The sequence below is a fragment of the [Clostridium] citroniae WAL-17108 genome (genome assembly GCF_000233455.1).
GTDB lineage: Bacteria > Bacillota > Clostridia > Lachnospirales > Lachnospiraceae > Enterocloster > Enterocloster citroniae.
The window spans coordinates 112,049-129,501 of the sequence record NZ_JH376422.1; the positions used below are offsets into that span (position 1 = coordinate 112,049).

Annotated in this window: 12 protein-coding genes; 6 read left to right on the top strand and 6 right to left on the bottom strand. The window is 51.5% G+C overall.

What is annotated here, in order from left to right; genetic code table 11:
* Window positions 1-24 precede the first annotated feature (24 nt).
* Window positions 25-372: a DRTGG domain-containing protein gene (locus tag HMPREF9469_RS13670; protein WP_007862860.1), complete on the bottom strand. Its 348-nt coding sequence runs from the start codon at window positions 370-372 to the stop codon at window positions 25-27.
* Window positions 373-691: 319 nt separating this feature from the next.
* Between HMPREF9469_RS13670 and HMPREF9469_RS13675 the strand changes: the two genes are divergently transcribed.
* Genes HMPREF9469_RS13675 through HMPREF9469_RS13695 form a run of 5 tightly spaced genes read left to right on the top strand, consistent with a single transcriptional unit; the run spans window position 692 to window position 5,797 of the window.
* The gene (locus HMPREF9469_RS13675; RefSeq protein ID WP_007862861.1) at window positions 692-1,186 is read left to right on the top strand and encodes an NADH-quinone oxidoreductase subunit NuoE family protein; all 495 of its coding nucleotides are present in this window, start codon (window positions 692-694) and stop codon (window positions 1,184-1,186) included.
* 4 nt (window positions 1,187-1,190) lie between these two features.
* Window positions 1,191-1,748 carry an ATP-binding protein gene (locus tag HMPREF9469_RS13680; RefSeq protein ID WP_007862864.1) on the top strand — a complete coding sequence of 186 codons (558 nt, stop codon included), beginning with the start codon at window positions 1,191-1,193 and terminating at the stop codon, window positions 1,746-1,748.
* A gap of 54 nt (window positions 1,749-1,802) precedes the next feature.
* Window positions 1,803-2,180 (top strand): (2Fe-2S) ferredoxin domain-containing protein, encoded by a 378-nt coding sequence (locus HMPREF9469_RS13685; protein ID WP_007862865.1) that lies wholly within the window; start codon window positions 1,803-1,805, stop codon window positions 2,178-2,180.
* Window positions 2,181-2,197: 17 nt separating this feature from the next.
* Window positions 2,198-3,988, top strand: coding sequence for an NADH-quinone oxidoreductase subunit NuoF (gene nuoF / locus HMPREF9469_RS13690; RefSeq protein WP_007862867.1), 1,791 nt, complete (start codon window positions 2,198-2,200; stop codon window positions 3,986-3,988).
* Window positions 3,989-4,006: 18 nt separating this feature from the next.
* Window positions 4,007-5,797: an NADH-dependent [FeFe] hydrogenase, group A6 gene (locus tag HMPREF9469_RS13695; protein ID WP_007862869.1), complete on the top strand. Its 1,791-nt coding sequence runs from the start codon at window positions 4,007-4,009 to the stop codon at window positions 5,795-5,797.
* Window positions 5,798-5,904: 107 nt separating this feature from the next.
* Here the strand turns inward: HMPREF9469_RS13695 and HMPREF9469_RS13700 are convergent, their stop codons facing one another.
* The 3 genes from HMPREF9469_RS13700 to HMPREF9469_RS13710 are packed head-to-tail and all read right to left on the bottom strand — an operon-like array spanning window position 5,905 to window position 11,352.
* Entirely contained in the window at window positions 5,905-7,701 is a 1,797-nt protein-coding gene (locus HMPREF9469_RS13700; protein WP_007862872.1) for an NADH-dependent [FeFe] hydrogenase, group A6, read from the bottom strand.
* 40 nt (window positions 7,702-7,741) lie between these two features.
* Window positions 7,742-10,837, bottom strand: a complete 3,096-nt coding sequence (locus tag HMPREF9469_RS13705; protein WP_007862873.1) for an NADH-ubiquinone oxidoreductase-F iron-sulfur binding region domain-containing protein — start codon at window positions 10,835-10,837, stop codon at window positions 7,742-7,744.
* Window positions 10,837-11,352, bottom strand: a complete 516-nt coding sequence (locus HMPREF9469_RS13710; protein ID WP_007862874.1) for an NADH-quinone oxidoreductase subunit NuoE family protein — start codon at window positions 11,350-11,352, stop codon at window positions 10,837-10,839. Before HMPREF9469_RS13710 ends, HMPREF9469_RS13705 begins: the two co-directional genes overlap by 1 nt.
* 743 nt (window positions 11,353-12,095) lie before the next feature.
* Here HMPREF9469_RS13710 and HMPREF9469_RS13715 point away from each other — a divergent pair.
* Window positions 12,096-13,673, top strand: coding sequence for an SPFH domain-containing protein (locus HMPREF9469_RS13715; protein ID WP_007862875.1), 1,578 nt, complete (start codon window positions 12,096-12,098; stop codon window positions 13,671-13,673).
* A 114-nt stretch (window positions 13,674-13,787) separates the two neighbouring features.
* Here HMPREF9469_RS13715 and HMPREF9469_RS13720 read toward each other — a convergent pair whose 3' ends face one another.
* Entirely contained in the window at window positions 13,788-16,562 is a 2,775-nt protein-coding gene (locus HMPREF9469_RS13720; RefSeq protein ID WP_007862876.1) for a sensor histidine kinase, read from the bottom strand.
* Window positions 16,534-17,244 (bottom strand): response regulator transcription factor, encoded by a 711-nt coding sequence (locus tag HMPREF9469_RS13725; protein WP_007862877.1) that lies wholly within the window; start codon window positions 17,242-17,244, stop codon window positions 16,534-16,536. Before HMPREF9469_RS13725 ends, HMPREF9469_RS13720 begins: the two co-directional genes overlap by 29 nt.
* Window positions 17,245-17,453 lie beyond the last annotated feature (209 nt).

The following is a 17,453-nucleotide window of genomic DNA, read 5'->3' on the forward strand; positions in this document are numbered from 1 at the left end:
TCGGTTCCCTTCGTTCATTTTAATTTAGATTGCACCGCTGTGCAGACCGGCCTCATAGAGCATTCCGCAGGCTGAAAACATACGGTGCCCCGTGGCCATGACGATCAGATCACGCTCCCTTGCCATCTCAAGCATTGACTCATCCGGCTTCTTGCCTCTCACAAATATCAAACATACAATGTCTAACATCTCCGCTGTCCTGATCACCTGGGGATTACATAATCCTGTGAGCAGGATGGAATGGTCCTTGGAAAATGCCAGCACATCGCTCATCATATCCGAACCGCAGGCTGACTTCACTTCCCTGTCCAGAAATTCTTCCCCCACCAGTACCCTGGCGCCTAAAATGTCCCTTGCATCCCTTACCGTCATACCCTGTCTCTCCTCATTAAAAATTTAATGTTCCACGCCCGGAGTGCGTTTGATCCCCACTCACATGGGCTGATGGTTACGTTTTCGGTTTTTTCATTGAGAAAGTACTTACATATTTGATTTTATTAGCCAAAAGCAATTGTACACAATTTAATACAATATAGCATACCATCCATTTTGTTGATTTTCAATACATTTCCGGTTTTTCACATGTTTTTCATCGTTAGAATTTTCACATTAAAGGTAGATTTTTTCAGGGTTTCATGATAAAATATTGATACATTGCACAATGTACAACTAGTGAGGAGGTAATAAAAAGATGGCTTGCAAAAAACAAACCGTTCCCTTTGCGGGGACACCTGAGCAGGAGGCTGAACTGAAAGCAGTGATAGCCGAGCTTAAGGACCAGCCTGGCGCGCTGATGCCGGTAATGCAGAAGGCCCAGGACATTTATGGTTATCTTCCTATCGAAGTGCAGACCATGATATCTGACGAAATGGGTATTCCGCTGGAAAAAGTCTACGGAGTATCCACATTTTATGCCCAGTTTGCGTTACAACCAAAGGGCAAGTACAAGGTATCTGTCTGTCTCGGTACGGCATGTTACGTTAAAGGTTCCGGTGACATCTTCAACAAACTGGAAGAATTGCTGGGCATCACCAATGGTGAATGTACAGCAGATGGCAAATTCTCCCTGGATTCCTGTCGATGTGTCGGTGCCTGCGGACTTGCTCCCGTCATGATGATCAATGGCGAGGTATACGGAAGACTTACGGTTGACGATATACCCGGCATCTTAGCGAAGTACAATTAAGCCTATGATGACAGAGATTTCCCTGAATGTACTGGATGTATCGGAGAATTCCACACGGGCAGGCGCCTCTCTGGTTTCCATTTCCGTGACAGCTGACACGGTCCATGACAAGCTGACCATTGTCATAGCGGATGACGGCTGCGGGATGACGGCTGAACAGGTTGCCCATGTAACGGATCCTTTCTTTACCACCAGGACCACAAGAAAAGTAGGACTTGGGATTCCATTTTTCAAATATGCCGCGGAAAGTACTGGCGGCAGCTTCCATATTGAATCGGAACCAGGTAAGGGAACCACCGTGACAGCAGTCTTCGGACTGTCCCACATTGACAGGATGCCCCTTGGCGACATGAACGCCACTATACACAATCTGATCGTGTATCATCCTGACACGGACTTCGTCTATACATACGCGTATAATGATGCATCATTCACACTGGATACCCGGGAAATGCGGGAGATTCTTGGCGGGATCCCCTTAAACAGCCCGGAGATATCTGCTTACATAATGGAATTTCTGAGGGAGAATCAACAGGAAACGGACGGAGGCGCCCAGCTTTAAGCCGGACACCCGTTCATAACAAGGTAAGTGCTCAAAATCAAGGAGGATAATCGCATGAAAACTCTTGCTGAATTACAGGCAATCAGAGAGAAAATGCAGAGCCAGGTTAACCTGCGTGCTGAGGATCACAGCCATACACGTGTGGTAGTAGGCATGGCTACCTGCGGTATCGCAGCAGGCGCAAGACCGGTTCTGAATACACTGGCACAGGAAGTTCAGTCCAGAGGACTGACTAATAAGATTTCCGTCACACAGACAGGCTGTATCGGCTTATGCCAGTATGAGCCCATCGTGGAAGTGATGGAGCCAGGCAAAGAAAAAGTTACATATGTTAAAATGAACCCTGACAAGGCCCTTGAGGTGATGGAGCGCCACTTAATCGGTGGACATCCGGTTGAGAAGTACACCATGGGCGCTGCAGGTCTTAAATAATAAAGGAGGAAAGTACCATGTATCGTTCACACGTGTTAGTCTGCGGTGGTACCGGCTGTACTTCCTCTGGAAGTCCAAAGATCATGGAAGCCCTGCAGAATGAAATTAAAAAACAGGGACTGGAGGAAGAAGTGGCAGTGGTTGAAACTGGTTGCCACGGTCTTTGCGCCTTAGGTCCCATTATGATCGTATATCCGGATGCCACCTTCTATTCCATGGTCCAGCCGGAAGACATTCCCGAGATCGTTGCCGAGCACCTGTTAAAGGGCCGTGTGGTAACACGCCTCCTTTACCAGGAGACCATCAGCCCAAGCGGCGGCATCAAGGCTTTAAGCGACACTGATTTCTATAAGAAACAGCACCGCATTGCCCTGCGCAACTGTGGTGTTATCAACCCTGAGAATATCGAGGAGTACATCGGCACCGGCGGATACCAGGCCCTTGGCAAGGTTTTAACAGAGATGACCCCGGATGATGTGATCCAGACCCTGCTTGACGCAGGTCTTCGCGGCCGCGGCGGCGCAGGCTTCCCCACAGGATTAAAGTGGAAACTGTGTAAGCAGAATGATGCGGACCAGAAGTATGTCTGTTGTAACGCGGACGAGGGCGATCCAGGCGCATTCATGGACCGTTCCGTTCTGGAAGGCGATCCCCATGCACTGCTTGAGGCCATGGCCATTGCAGGCTATGCCATCGGATCCAACCAGGGTTATGTCTATGTGCGTGCCGAGTACCCCATCGCCGTGGAGCGTTTGAAGATTGCCATCAACCAGGCCCGTGAGATGGAACTCCTTGGCAAGAACATTTTCGGAACCGGATTTGATTTTGATGTGGACATCCGTCTGGGCGCAGGAGCATTTGTCTGCGGCGAGGAAACCGCTCTTATGACCTCCATCGAGGGCAAGCGCGGCGAACCAAGGCCAAGACCTCCCTTCCCTGCACAGAAGGGTCTGTTCGGCAAGCCAAGTATCTTAAACAACGTTGAGACTTACGCAAACATTCCTCAGATCATCCTCAATGGACCTGAGTGGTTTGCTTCCATGGGCACCGAGAAATCAAAAGGCACCAAAGTATTTGCCCTGGGCGGCAAGATCAACAACACCGGTCTTGTGGAAGTTCCCATGGGAACCACACTGCGCACCGTTATTGACGAGATCGGCGGCGGCATTCCAAACGGCAAGAAGTTCAAGGCAGCACAGACCGGCGGACCTTCCGGCGGATGTATCCCTGCTGAGCACTTCGATATCCCTATTGACTATGATAACCTGCTCTCCATCGGCTCCATGATGGGTTCCGGCGGACTCATTGTCATGGATGAGGATGACTGTATGGTGGATATCGCCAAGTTCTTCCTGGAATTTACCGTGGAAGAATCCTGCGGCAAGTGTACTGCCTGCCGTATCGGCACCAAGCGTATGCTGGAGATTCTGGAAAAGATCACCAAGGGAACAGCCGAGATGGCCGACCTGGACAAACTGGAAGAACTCTGCCACTACGTAAAAGCCAACTCCCTGTGTGGTCTGGGCCAGACCGCTCCCAACCCTGTACTGTCCACCCTTCATTTCTTCCGTGACGAGTACGAGGCACATATCAAGGAAAAACGCTGTCCGGCCGGAGTATGTAAGGCTCTTCTGTCTTATGTCATTGACCGCGACAAGTGCCGTGGATGTACCCTGTGCGCACGTACCTGTCCTGCAGGTGCAATTGTCGGAAGCGTTAAGAATCCGCACGTCATTGACCTTAACAAGTGTATCAAGTGCGGCGCTTGTATGGAGAAATGTAAGTTCGGCGCAATCTACAAGAAATAATAAGGGAGGGAATAGACGATGGAGACAATTAATCTTAAAATCAACGGCATTGCAGTCACCGCTCCCAAGGGTACCACTATCCTGGAGGCAGCAAGACTGGCACATATCGAGATCCCTACTCTGTGTTTCTTAAAAGAGATCAACGAAATCGGTGCCTGCCGTATCTGTATTGTAGAATTAAAGAATGGAAAACTGGTAACTTCCTGTGTGTATCCAATTGAGGAAGGCATGGAAGTATTCACCAATACACCAAAGGTTCTGGATTCCAGAAAGAAGACACTTCAGCTTCTGTTATCCAACCACAACCGCTCCTGTTTATCCTGTGTCCGCAGCGGACACTGCGAGCTTCAGGAACTGGCTCATGAGCTGGGCGTTGAGGACGAGGCTTATTATGACGGGGAAAAGACGCCGTCTGAGATCGACTACTCCGCTGCCCACATGATCCGCGACAACAGCAAATGTATCCTGTGCCGCCGCTGTGTGGCTGTATGTGACAACATACAGGGTATTGGCGTGATCGGCGCTAACCATCGCGGGTTTGCAACTGATATCGGCTCCGCCTTTGAGATGGGTCTGGGAGAAACCTCCTGTGTATCCTGCGGACAGTGTATTGCCGTATGTCCTACCGGAGCTCTGACTGAGAAAGATTACACCGGTGACGTATTTGCAGCCATTGCAGATCCCGCCAAACATGTCATTGTGCAGACAGCTCCTGCCGTGCGTGCGGGACTGGGCGAGGAATTCGGACTGCCCATCGGCACGGACGTGGAGGGCAAGATGGCAGCTGCACTGCGCCGTCTTGGCTTTGACAAGGTATTTGACACCAACTTCTCCGCTGACCTGACCATTATGGAAGAGGCCCATGAATTCCTGGACCGCGTACAGAACGGCGGCGTGCTTCCTCTTATTACCTCCTGTTCACCGGGCTGGGTTAAATACTGTGAGCACTACTTCCCGGATATGACCGAGAACCTTTCTTCCTGCAAGTCTCCTCAGCAGATGTTTGGCGCCATTGCCAAATCCTACTATGCTGAGAAGGCAGGCATTGACCCCAAAAATATCGTAAGTGTCAGTGTAATGCCATGTACTGCCAAGAAGTTTGAGATCGGCCGTGACGACCAGGATGCCAACGGCGTACCGGATGTGGACATTTCCATTACCACCAGGGAGCTGGCGCGCATGATCAAGAAGTCCGGCATCAGGTTCTTAGACCTTCCGGACGAGAAGTTTGACGACCCATTGGGCCTTGGCACCGGCGCTGCCGTTATCTTTGGCGCAACCGGCGGCGTTATGGAGGCGGCACTGAGAACCGCTGTGGAAACACTGACCGGCGAAGAACTGCCCAAACTGGATTTCGAGGAAGTCCGCGGTACAAAGGGAATCAAGGAAGCTACCTACAACGTAGCCGGTATGGATGTAAAGGTTGCCGTGGCCTCCGGCCTTGGCAATGCAAAAGAACTGCTTGAAAAGGTGAAATCCGGCGAAGCCGATTATCACTTTATTGAGATCATGGGATGCCCCGGCGGCTGTGTCAACGGCGGCGGACAGCCCCAGCAGCCGGGATATGTGCGCAACACCACTGATATCCGCGGCCTGCGCGCAAAGGTTCTCTACAATATTGATTCCGCTAACCCAATCCGTAAGTCCCATGAGAATCCTGCCATTAAGGAACTCTACTCAACTTACCTGGGCGAGCCTGGAAGCGAGAGGGCCCATCACCTGCTCCACACCACTTATGTAAAGAGGACCATCAATAAAAAGATCGTCAATGAAAAGCCCAATATTGCCATTGAGGTTGGGGATTACTAAGGTTTTTTGCAAGCATTTTTATATACAAAACAGCGGACTGCAGGCTTGCCCCTGCATCCGCTGTTTTGCTTTGTCTTCTATTTTATCCTGTATTCTATGTCCCCTGTTTATTTGACCAGCTGGTTATATTTCCCTCGCCTCACATAGTGGGTGTGGAGCAGATGGTGGGACAAATGCCCGTTGGGCTCTCCCAGGTACTCGTTATAGAGCTTCATCAGGTCCGGGTTCTCATGGGATTTGCGCAGCACCTTGCGTTCATCCTCGCTGTAAAGGGCCTTTGAACGCTTTTCACGGTAATTTTCCTCCGTACAACGCGGCTGTCCTCCGCCGTTGATACATCCTCCCGGGCATCCCATGACTTCGATAAAGTGATAGGGCGAAGTACCTGCCGCCACTTCCTCCATAAGCTTGGAAGCTCCCTCCAGACCGCTGGTCACAGCCACATTTACCGTTACCCCGTTCAGGTGCCCATAGACGGGAAGAGGTTCTTCTATGGTAATGGATGCTGTTTTTACCTGGTCCAGACCTACAATAGGTGTCACATGCAGCTTTTCAAAGGGCAGTTCCCTGCCTGTCACCACTTCATATACGGTGCGCAGCGCTGCCTCCATAACGCCGCCGGTCACACCGAAAATGTCGGCGGCTCCTGTTCCCAGCCCCAGTGGGGAATCAAACTCACCTTCCGGCAGATTCACAAAATCCAATCCCGCCTTTTTGATCATCCTGGCCAGTTCCCTGGTGGTCAGGACCGCATCCACATCACGGCGTCCGTCCACTTCCATCTCCGGGCGCTGGATCTCATATTTCTTTGCCGTACAGGGCATCACGGATACAACGAACATGTCCTTGGGATCCGTGCCGGTGCGCTCTGCATAAAATGACTTTACAACCGCTCCCAGCATGGTGTGGGGACTCTTACAGGTGGACAGGTGGTCCAGCTCCTCCGGGAACTGATGTTCAATGTGTTTGATCCAGCCCGGGGAACAGCTGGTGATCATGGGAAGGGCAGTTGGCCCCTCCTTGTTGTCATCCCCCTTCAGCACTGCGTTAAGGCGTCCCAGCAGCTCCGTTCCCTCCTCCAGGATGGTCAGGTCAGCTGAAAACAAAGTGTCGAACACGTCATCAAATCCGATCTCATGGAGAGCCGTGGCCATTTTACCGGTGACAGGTGTTCCCACAGGAAGGCCGAACTCCTCTCCCAGGGCAGCACGCACAGCCGGGGCCACCTGGACCACCACGCGCTTGCCGGGATCAGCAAGCGCCCGCCATACCGGGGTAAGGCCGTCCGTTTCCTTCAGCGCTCCCGTGGGACAGACCACCGTACACTGGCCGCACATGGCACAGGCCGTGGAATTGAGAGGAAGGCCCATAGCCGGGCTGACCACTGTGTCAAATCCCCTGTTCTGCGCCTGGATCGCTCCCACCTTCTGGATCTCCTTACAGACAGTCACACAGCGGCGGCACAGGATACATTTGCTGGTATCCCTTGTGATGGACGGGGAAATGTCCACCAGGGGTTTTGTCATTGCTCCCTCAAAACGGCTCTCTGTCACTCCCAGCTCATATCCCAGGTCCTGAAGTTCACAGTTGGTATTGCGCCCGCAGTTTAGGCAGTCCTTGGGATGGTTGGAGAGAAGCAGTTCATAGAGCACCTTTCTGGCCTCCAGCACTTTAGGCGAATGGGTCCTGATAACCATCCCCTCCCGCACCTTTGCCATACAGGATGCCTGCAGGTTCCTCATGCCTTCCACTTCCACCACGCAGATACGGCAGGAACCGTACTGGTGAACGTTCTTCATATGGCAGAGACTGGGAACCTTGATACCCACGGACTCTGCTGCTTCCATAATGGTAGAGCCCTCCGCTGCCTCCACCGGTTTTCCGTTGATTGTTATATGTATCATACGATTATCTCCTCCTTGTTACGATCAGTTGGCATCCCGTCTATCTGCGGTCACAGTGCAGACATCTCAGCGCCTCGCCCATGGCATCCAGTTTATGGAACCCGCAGTTTACTTCCATGAAGTTGTCTTTTCTCTCCTCCGGAGACAGGCATCTGGTCTGGAACCGGTTATGAGGTTCATTTACTTCTATATCAATCTCGGGAATGGTAAACTGCTCACCCTGATTCAGTTCGCCCTGTCCGCCCAGGTACTGGTCGATCTTCACAGCCGCCTTTTTACCGTCCGCAATGGCTTGGATCACCACATTGGCTCCCCAGGGGCTCACATCGCCTCCTGCAAATACGCCTTCCTCGCCGGTCGCTCCGGTGAAACGGTCAATGGCCAGCTTTCCGTTCTTCTTCACTTCCACATTGGTGGTCCTGTATGCCTGATGGTCCACATCCTGGTTAATGGCCGTCACCACGCCATCGCACTCCAGGAAGAAATCAGAATCCGGGATATGCGCCGTGCGTCTGCGTCCGTCACTGCCGTAATCCGTCTCCTTTCTGCGTACCAGGTGAATACCGGTCACCTTTTTGTCCGCTCCCAGGAATTCCACAGGAGATGCCATGGTGATGATCTTCACACCCTCTTCCCTGGCCTCCACGATCTCCTCCCCGCCTGCGGGCATTTCCTTCTCAGATCTGCGGTAGATAACGGTTACCTCTGATGCACCCAGACGGACCGCGGTCCTGGCCACATCCATGGCCGTGCTTCCGCCGCCGATCACCACCAGCTTATTAGGAACGCTCATATCCTGTTTCAGTCCGATCCGCTTAAGGAATCCAAGGCCGCTTTCCACGCCCTTTAAGTCCTCTCCCGGCACATCCAGCAGCCTGGAAACCTGGGTTCCTGCCGCGATATAGATTGCATCGGACTGCTTTTTCATATCTTCAAAGGAGATATCCGTACCAACCTTTGTGTTCAGGTGGATTTTCACACCGCTCATCTCAATGGCGCGGATCTCTTTCTGGAGCACTGCCTTGGGAAGTCGGTATTCAGGGATTCCCCAGTAGAGCACGCCTCCTGCCACGGATTCCGCCTCATATACATGGACCTCATGCCCCATATTAGCCAGAAAATATGCACAGGAGAGACCGGAAGGGCCTGCTCCGATAATGGATATGCGTAATCCGGTGGCGGGCCTTGGCTCAATCATAGGAATGGCATACTCATCCCGCAGGGCATAATCCCCGATAAACCGTTTCACGGAACAGATGGACAGCGCCTCATCTACCTGGGAACGGCGGCAGTGGTCCTCACATGGATGGGTACATACACGTCCGCACACTGCGGGGAAGGGGTTATCCTGGCGGATCAGGCGGTAAGCATCCTCGATCCTTCCGGCTGCCAGCATGGACATATAGCCGGGTATAAATACATTGGCAGGGCAGGCGTTGCGGCAGGGCGATGACTGAAGTTCCGCGCATACACCAGCGGTACAGTGTTTTTCGTAAATATGGGACTCATATTCACTTCGGAAATATTTAAGGGTGGAGAGCACCGGGTTGGGGGCGGTCTGGCCCAGGCCGCACATGGCCGTCTGCTTGATGGTTTCTGCCAGTTCCTCCAAAAGCTCCAGGTCTCCCGGTTCTCCCTTGCCCTCTGTAATGCGCTCCAGGATCTCCAGCATCCGCCTGGTGCCATTACGGCAGGGGAGGCATTTTCCGCAGGACTCGTCACAGATAAAGTCCATAAAATACCTGGCCGTATCCACCATACAGGTGTCCTCATTCATGACGATCAGTCCGCCGGATCCCATGATGGCCCCCAATTTGGACAGGGATTCATAGTCCACTGAGGTATTCAGGTGTTCTTTGGTCAGGCATCCTCCGGAAGGCCCGCCGGACTGGATGGCCTTAAACTTCTTGCCGCCAATGATCCCGCCGCCGATCTTATAAATAATGTCACCCAGCACGGTTCCCATGGGAACCTCGATAATACCCGCATTGACAATATCTCCTGCCAGGGCAAACACCTTTGTACCAGCGCTTTTCTCAGTGCCGATCCCATGGTACCACCCGGAACCGTTGAGGATAATGGGGGCCACATTGGCCAGCGTCTCCACGTTATTGATGATGGTGGGACTTTCAAACAGACCCTTTTCAAAGGGGAAGGGCGGTTTCTGCCTGGGCTCGCCTCTCCTGCCCTCGATGGATGCCAGGAGAGAAGTCTCCTCGCCGCAGACAAACGCTCCTGCACCGATACGGATCTCCAGGTCAAAGGAGAAATCGCTGCCAAATATATGCTCACCCAGAATTCCGGCTTTCCTGGCCTGGTCAATGGCATTGCCAAGGCGTTCCACCGCGATCGGGTACTCGGCACGGACATATACATATCCTTTGGAGGCCCCGATGGCGTATCCGCCCAGCATCATGCCTTCAATAATGCTGTGGGGATCTCCTTCCAGAATACTTCTGTCCATAAATGCTCCGGGATCGCCCTCGTCCGCATTACAGACCATGAATTTCCGGCCGTCCTCAGAAACAGCCTTAAGCCCTGCTTCCCACTTTACACCGGTTGGGAAACCAGCTCCGCCTCTGCCCCGAAGCCCCGAGGCCTTCATCTCATCCACCACTTCCTGGGGTGTCATGCCGGACAGCGCCTTGGCCATTGCAGCATATCCATCTCTGGATATGTATGCTTCCAGGGAAGCATATTCCATATGACCGCAGTTTCTCAGGGCGATGCGCACCTGGCCCTGGAAAAACTCTATATCCTCCATCTTTGGAACGTAGTTCCCCGATTCCTCGTCAAAATATGTAAATTCCTCGCAGATCTCATCCTTCAGAAGATGCCTAGCAACCACCTGCTCTGCTTTTTCCGGATTCATCTTTGTATAGAAAATGCCTTCCGGTTCCACCAGGATCACAGGTCCCATGGCGCAAGTGCCCATACATCCGGTCACTGTCACCTTCACTTCATGGGACAGGTGATATGCATCCACCGCCTTGACCAGTGCATCCCTTACTTCCCCGCAGTTGGAGGAAATGCAGCCCGCGCCTCCGCATACCAGCACCTGGCGTCTGTAAGACAGCTGCTGCCTGAGATATTCTTCTTTTATTCTTAACAGATCTTCCTGCTCTCTCACTTCCATCACTGCTCTCCCTCCTCTTCATAGTAACGTTCCAGGATCTGCTCCAGTTTGTCGGGGTTTACCTGCTTGTAAACCTGGTCGTCAATGGACATGGCCGGTGCCAGACCACAGGCTCCGATACAGCGCGCCACCTCAAAGGTGAACTTCCTGTCGGCCGTTGTCTCTCCGATCTCCACATCCAGCAGATCCTTTATCCGTTCCACGATTTTTTTGCCGCCCCGCACGTAACAGGCGGTTCCCAGACAGACACGTATGGTGTGCTCTCCTCTGGGCTGTGTGGAGAAGAAAGAGTAGAATGTCACTACTCCCGATACCTCTGCCAGCGGAACGTCCAGCGCGTCCGCAATCACCTTCTGTACTTCCAAAGGCAGATACCCATAAATTCCCTGCGCCATATGAAGGACCTGGATCAGGCTTCCTTCCTTGCCCTTGTACTCTGCCGCCAGTTCACCAATCCGTTTTAACAGCGCTTCCTCACTGTGGTCACAGCAGCATGTATGCGTGTTTTCACCCATAACTTTACCTCCTCACTTTTCCACGATCCATTTGACCGTGGACCTTCCTTAGCCCGCTTTTGTTTTCCATTTGTTTAAGCGTTGCGTTGCTGGCCTGGCAAACGGCTGCAGTCCGTTTGACGGCTCCCTCATCGCAGGTTCTCCCGATCATTGGGAGAGTGTATTGTGAAAAATTATACAAAGTTAAGGCGGGAGCAACCTTATGGGTTGCTCCCGCCAAAATGTCCCTGTATAATCATTTCTGACTTTTTAAAAATCTCTCGCTTGCGGTGTAGCAAACGAACATTGCCAATTACAACTCTCATATCGCACCTCAATCCAATGAACTAATATGTAAACAATTCAATCTCCCTTAAAAACTGGTGTCCGCGCCCGTCATGCCCCGTGGCATCTTATGCCGGAAAGTTCCGCCGGAACGCCCTGCACATCCGGGAGACGTATGAACGTTGGTATGTCCTATCATCCTGTCCTTTGTATTGTGCCTAAAAATTTTTGGTATATCAAAATAATTTTGTATATATTTTATGGTAACATATAAAATTGTACTTGTCAATATACAATCTTTTTTATAACAATCTTTTTCACCGTTCCAATTCTCCATTTTTACCCGATTTTTTTCAGTCTATTCTAAATTTTTCCTGTCGATTTCTGTCGAATTTCTGAATAATATTTGCACCATTTCCAACATATGGTACAATAGCTTTAACAAAATCTTTATACTTTTTTATCAGAAAGGAGTCCTTATGTTTGATTTAGATTTTATCATCACTGCTTTGGGCTTTATTGTCCCCATCATTCTTGTTATCCTCATTATTACCCAGGGGTACGTAAAAGCTCCGCCGGACCACGCCTATATCATATCCGGCCTTCGCAAACAGCCCCGCGTGCTCATCGGCCGGGCAGGTATCAAGATACCTTTTTTTGAGCAGATGGATAAACTGTATCTGGGGCAGATCACCGTGGATATCAAAACGGATGAGTATATCCCTACTAACGACTTCATCAATGTTATGGTGGATGCGGTTGCCAAAGTAAGGGTTGCGGATGATGGTGAACGTATGAAGCTGGCCATGAGGAACTTCCTCAACAAGGAGCCTGCCAAGATCGCATCGGACCTTCAGGACTCCCTTCAGGGCAATATGCGTGAGATCATCGGCACACTTACCCTGCGGGCCATTAACACGGACCGTGATTCCTTCTCAGACCAGGTAATGATCAAGGCCTCCAAGGACATGGAAAAGCTGGGAATTGATATCCTCTCCTGTAACATCCAGAATGTAACGGATGAGCACGGACTGATCCAGGACCTTGGTATGGACAACACTTCCAAGATCCGTAAGGACGCATCCATTGCAAAAGCCGAAGCGGAAAGGGATATTGCCATTGCCCAGGCTGCGGCCGACAATGCAGCCAATGATGCCAGGGTGATCGCCGAGACGGAGATCGCCCAGAAGAACAATGAACTGGCCATCAAGAAAGCCGAACTTCAGAAAGCATCCGACACCAAGAAAGCGGAGGCGGACGCTGCTTACGAGATCCAGAAACAGGAACAGCAAAAAACGATCCAGACCGCCACGGTCAATGCACAGATTGCCAGGGCTGAGCGTGAGGCCGAACTGCGCAAGCAGGAGGTATTAGTCCAGCAGCAGGCGCTGGAGGCCGAGATCAACAAAAAGGCGGACGCTGACAGATATGCCATTGAGCAGGCTGCCGCGGCCGGACTGACCAAACGCCAGCGTGAGGCGGAGGCCAAGAAATACGAGCAGGAGCAGGAAGCACTGGCCAAAAAAGCCCAGGCCGATGCGGAACAGTATGAGCGCGAAAAGGATGCGGAAGCGCAAAAAGCCATTGCGGAAGCACAGAAGTATGCCATGGTCCAAGAGGCGGAAGGTATCCGGGCCAAGGGCGAAGCCGAGGCTACGGCCATCCGGGCCAAGGCATTGGCTGAGGCAGAAGGTATGGAGAAAAAGGCCGAGGCTTACCAGAAGTACAACAAGGCAGCCATGGCCGAGATGATGATCCAGGTGCTTCCTGAAATTGCAGGAAGAATTGCTGAACCCCTTTCACAGATCGACAAGATCACGATCATCGGAGGAGGCGGCAGCGACTCTGAAAGCGGTGTTGGCTCCATCGCCGGTAATGTCCCCGTTGTTATGGCAAAGCTGTTTGAGTCCATGAAAGAGACCACGGGCGTGGATCTGGCTGAGATCATGAAAGCCGATACATATGATGCCAAAGTGACACGCAATGTAAATCTTACCGGCGCCCCTGACATAGTGATCGGCGCAAATGGGGAGGCAAGTCCCAATCAGTCTGTTTAATTCCTATTTTGTCTACATATTGAGATGGTGCAGCCAGATTTCCGGCTGCACCATCTTCTTAATATCATCTTCATAATATCATTTTTTTAATACTATTTTTATTTTTACATATCCTTATCTGGCATCTCGGGATTCCTCATCCTGGACCACGGTCCATTCTCCGGATATCACTTCAATGTCATCAGATGCCTCCCTGTCCGTAATTCTTCCATCTTCCCCGGACACAGGTGCTCCGCCTCCTCTGTTATCCAGATTCGGATACTGATCCGGATTTTGTTCCATTCCTCCTTCCGGTCCTTGTTCCGGTCCTCTTTCCGGTCCTCTTTCCGGTTCTCCTTCCGAATCCTTCTCCTGTCCTTTATCCGGTTCCTTATCTCGCTGCACCATTGCTTCCTTCCAGCGTATGATCACCCTGAACAGGTCATCCTCCACCTCGATCTTCATGGTGCCGCCCTGGACCTCCACAAAACTTCTGGCAATGGCAAGCCCCAGGCCGGAGCCCTCTGTGTTGCGGGATGAGTCGCCCCGCACAAACCGCTCGGTCAGCTCCTCCGGCGATACATTCAGCTCCTTGGCCGATATATTGCGCATGGAGATATTAACATACCCATCCGGTTCCCGGGCGACCAGAATGTATGCCCTGGTTCCCGGCAGTCCGTACTTCGCAATGTTGACCAAAAGGTTTTCAAATATACGGTATGTCTTCTGGCTGTCCAGGTACAGAACCACACGTTCCTCGGGCAGGTTAAACCTGAACTCAATCCCGCTGGCCTCCATCTTATCCGACAGTTCAAAGCGGACCTGCTTCAAAAGACTGATAATATCCACATTTTCCGGGTGCAGGGTTACGGTGCCGCTGCTGGCCTTGCTCACTTCAAACAGGTCTTCGATCAGCACCTTCAGACGCATGGACTTCTGGTCCAACACCTGGATATAGGACCTGCGCTCCTCCTCAGTGACATTTTCCTGTTTTAAAAGGTTTACATAAGTGATAATGGCAGTGAGGGGCGTCTTTAAGTCGTGAGATACATTGGTGATCAGCTCGGATTTGGTCCGCTCGCTTTTTACCTCCTGTGCAACTGCCTTTTTTAAGCCCTCCTGGATTCTGCAAAGCTGTTCCTTAAAGGGATTAAATATACCCAGGTCTTCCTTGATCTCCACATCCAGGTTGCCCTCTGCGATCTCATTGATCCCATTTAGCAGCGTCCTGTATTTCACCTGCATCTCTCCCCAGTATTTCCTCAAAAGGATAAACAGCACAATGGAATAGATTACCAGAGCACCGATCCCCCAGAACCACAGACAAGAGATCAGGGTCAAAATCACGAAGTTTCCGATCACCGCCTTGCCGATGATCTTAGTGGACCGGCTCTCCCAGTCCGTCTCATTGAACACATTCAGGGCATTGCAGGCCCAGCGCTTGATAAAGCGCAGGAATCTTCCAAGCCAGGTGCGCTCCTTAAAGTAGCGCCACAACCCCAGGGAAAAGACCGCCCTGTAGCATGTGATCCCCCAATAGAACAGGCCATAAGCGATTCCCCAGAATACAAGGTTGATCACCACCACCATCACATCCGCGGACCATGGCAGGAATTCGGCTCTCAAAAGCTCCTGCTTCAAGGTTCCGGTCACGGTTGCGGACATAAGAGTACCGGGAATGCTTCCCTCTCCCATGATGCAGAGCCATCCCATCCCGATCAGGCTGAGAGGTTCAAAGCTCAGGCGGCACAGCGCGCTTTTGCCGATCTCCAGCTTCTTAACAGCCGGAAGGGCCAGGGCCATTACGGCCAGGATAAACATCATGCTGCCCACGACCGTATAGTATCCGCCTCCGTCAATGTATGATCTGCCATCAGTCTCCCAGTCATCTGCCAGACGCATGGCATTGTTAAATGTGTCAGGCACGCACCTGAACTGGATCTTAATATTCTTTGGACCGGAAAACCGCACATCGCTGTAGCGGTAGTCATCAGACAACCTTTGGGTCAGTGGATCGTAGAATTCAAAACGGTTCATTGCCTGAAGCAGTCTGGAGGCATCCTCATCCCCCCCTGCAAAGTCCACCACCTTAAGGCTTCCTGTTCCGGAAAACTCCACAGTGAATTTGAATTCCCTTGCCTGCTCGTTTAAAGGTGAGTCAAAGAACTGTTCCGGGCTGTTCACATTGCTCCTCTGGTACCGGTTGTTTTCATCCAGCACTGCGTAGAAAAGGGCTGAATTGTATTTCTGGAAATAGCGCTCCCAATCCCTGCCCACAGTGTCCATAAGTGTCTGGAGGCTTTGATAGTAGTCCAGATCATACTGGGAATCGTAATAATTGTAATCCGATACGATCCGGAGCTCTGTGTTATCCATGGAATCATCAAACACATCGGAGCTGAGATGTTCTGCCGTCACACCGTACTCACCGGCAGATACGTTACCGGCAGATACGTTACCTGTAGATACGTCACCGGCGCCGTCTTCACTGCCATCTGCTCCTGACGCGCCCGGGCCTGCCCCATCCACTTCATCGGAAGTGCCGGTACTGCTCCCGGCCTGGCTGTACGTAACGCCGCGGTCATCTGTAAAACCATACTCCTCAGCCCTGGCCCTGCGGATCTTTTCCTCCAGGCCGGGAAGGAATGCCTGGGAATAGGTGAGCACCCGGCCCTCCTCTTCCTGCTTTTGCTGATGCCATATCTCGTAGCTGAAATTCATGACCTGGGTAGCCAGGCCGCTGTAATCATAATTCTGTTCCATCAGACGTGTCATTCTGTCTGAACTGTATTCCCCGGCCTTTGCCTTCATGTACGGGTAAAGGCCTATGGTTGCGGCCGATGCCGCCGCCACCGCCAGTATAATAAGCCACACGCCTAACTTATGGCTGTTTTTCAATTTTGTATCCAACTCCCCACACCACCTTTACATATTTGGGCTCCCTGGGGTTTACCTCGATTTTTTCCCTCAGGTTACGGATGTGTACCATGACCGTATCCGTATTGATGGCCCTTTCATTCCAGACCCGCTCATATATCTCCTCAGCGGGAAATACACGGCCCGGGTTCTGTATTAACAGCAACAGGATCTTAAACTCAATGGGCGTCACCTTCACACAGCTTCCGTCCACCATAACCTCCACGGTCTCCTCATTGACCTCCAGTCCGCCCAGTCTGTGAATCTTAGGATTCTCAGCCTGTTTGGAATTCAGCCGGTCCATAAAACGGTGGTATCGCCTGAGCTGGGAATTTACCCTGGCCAGAAGTTCCATGGGAGTAAAGGGCTTTGTGATATAATCATCGGCGCCCATATTCAGTCCCAGTATCTTGTCAACTTCCTCTGATTTGGCAGACAGGAAAATAACCGGAAAATCATGTTTTTCCCTGAGCTTTGCGGTCATTGTGATCCCATCCATCCTGGGCATCATCACATCCACGATAGCCAGGTCGATCTCATTGTCCTCCAGCACCTTCAGCCCTTCTATTCCGTCTGCAGCCTGGAACACCACGTATCCCTGGCTTTTTAAAAATATCTCAACGCCTTCCCTTATCTCTTTGTCATCCTCTACCAGTAAAATCCGGTCCCCGCTCATGTCCATATCCTCCTTACGTATATTATCCTAGCAGTCAATTCAAAATATATCCGTCATAAAATTAAAAAGAATTTCTAAAGTCTTATTGTAGCATTCCTAAGGATATTCTTCAACCTCCCCCAGATCGGGCCGTACATCAGCAGGCATTTGGTTCATGGTCACAGGCTCTCTGTAAACACAATGGGATTTGTATGACATTGTTATTTTTT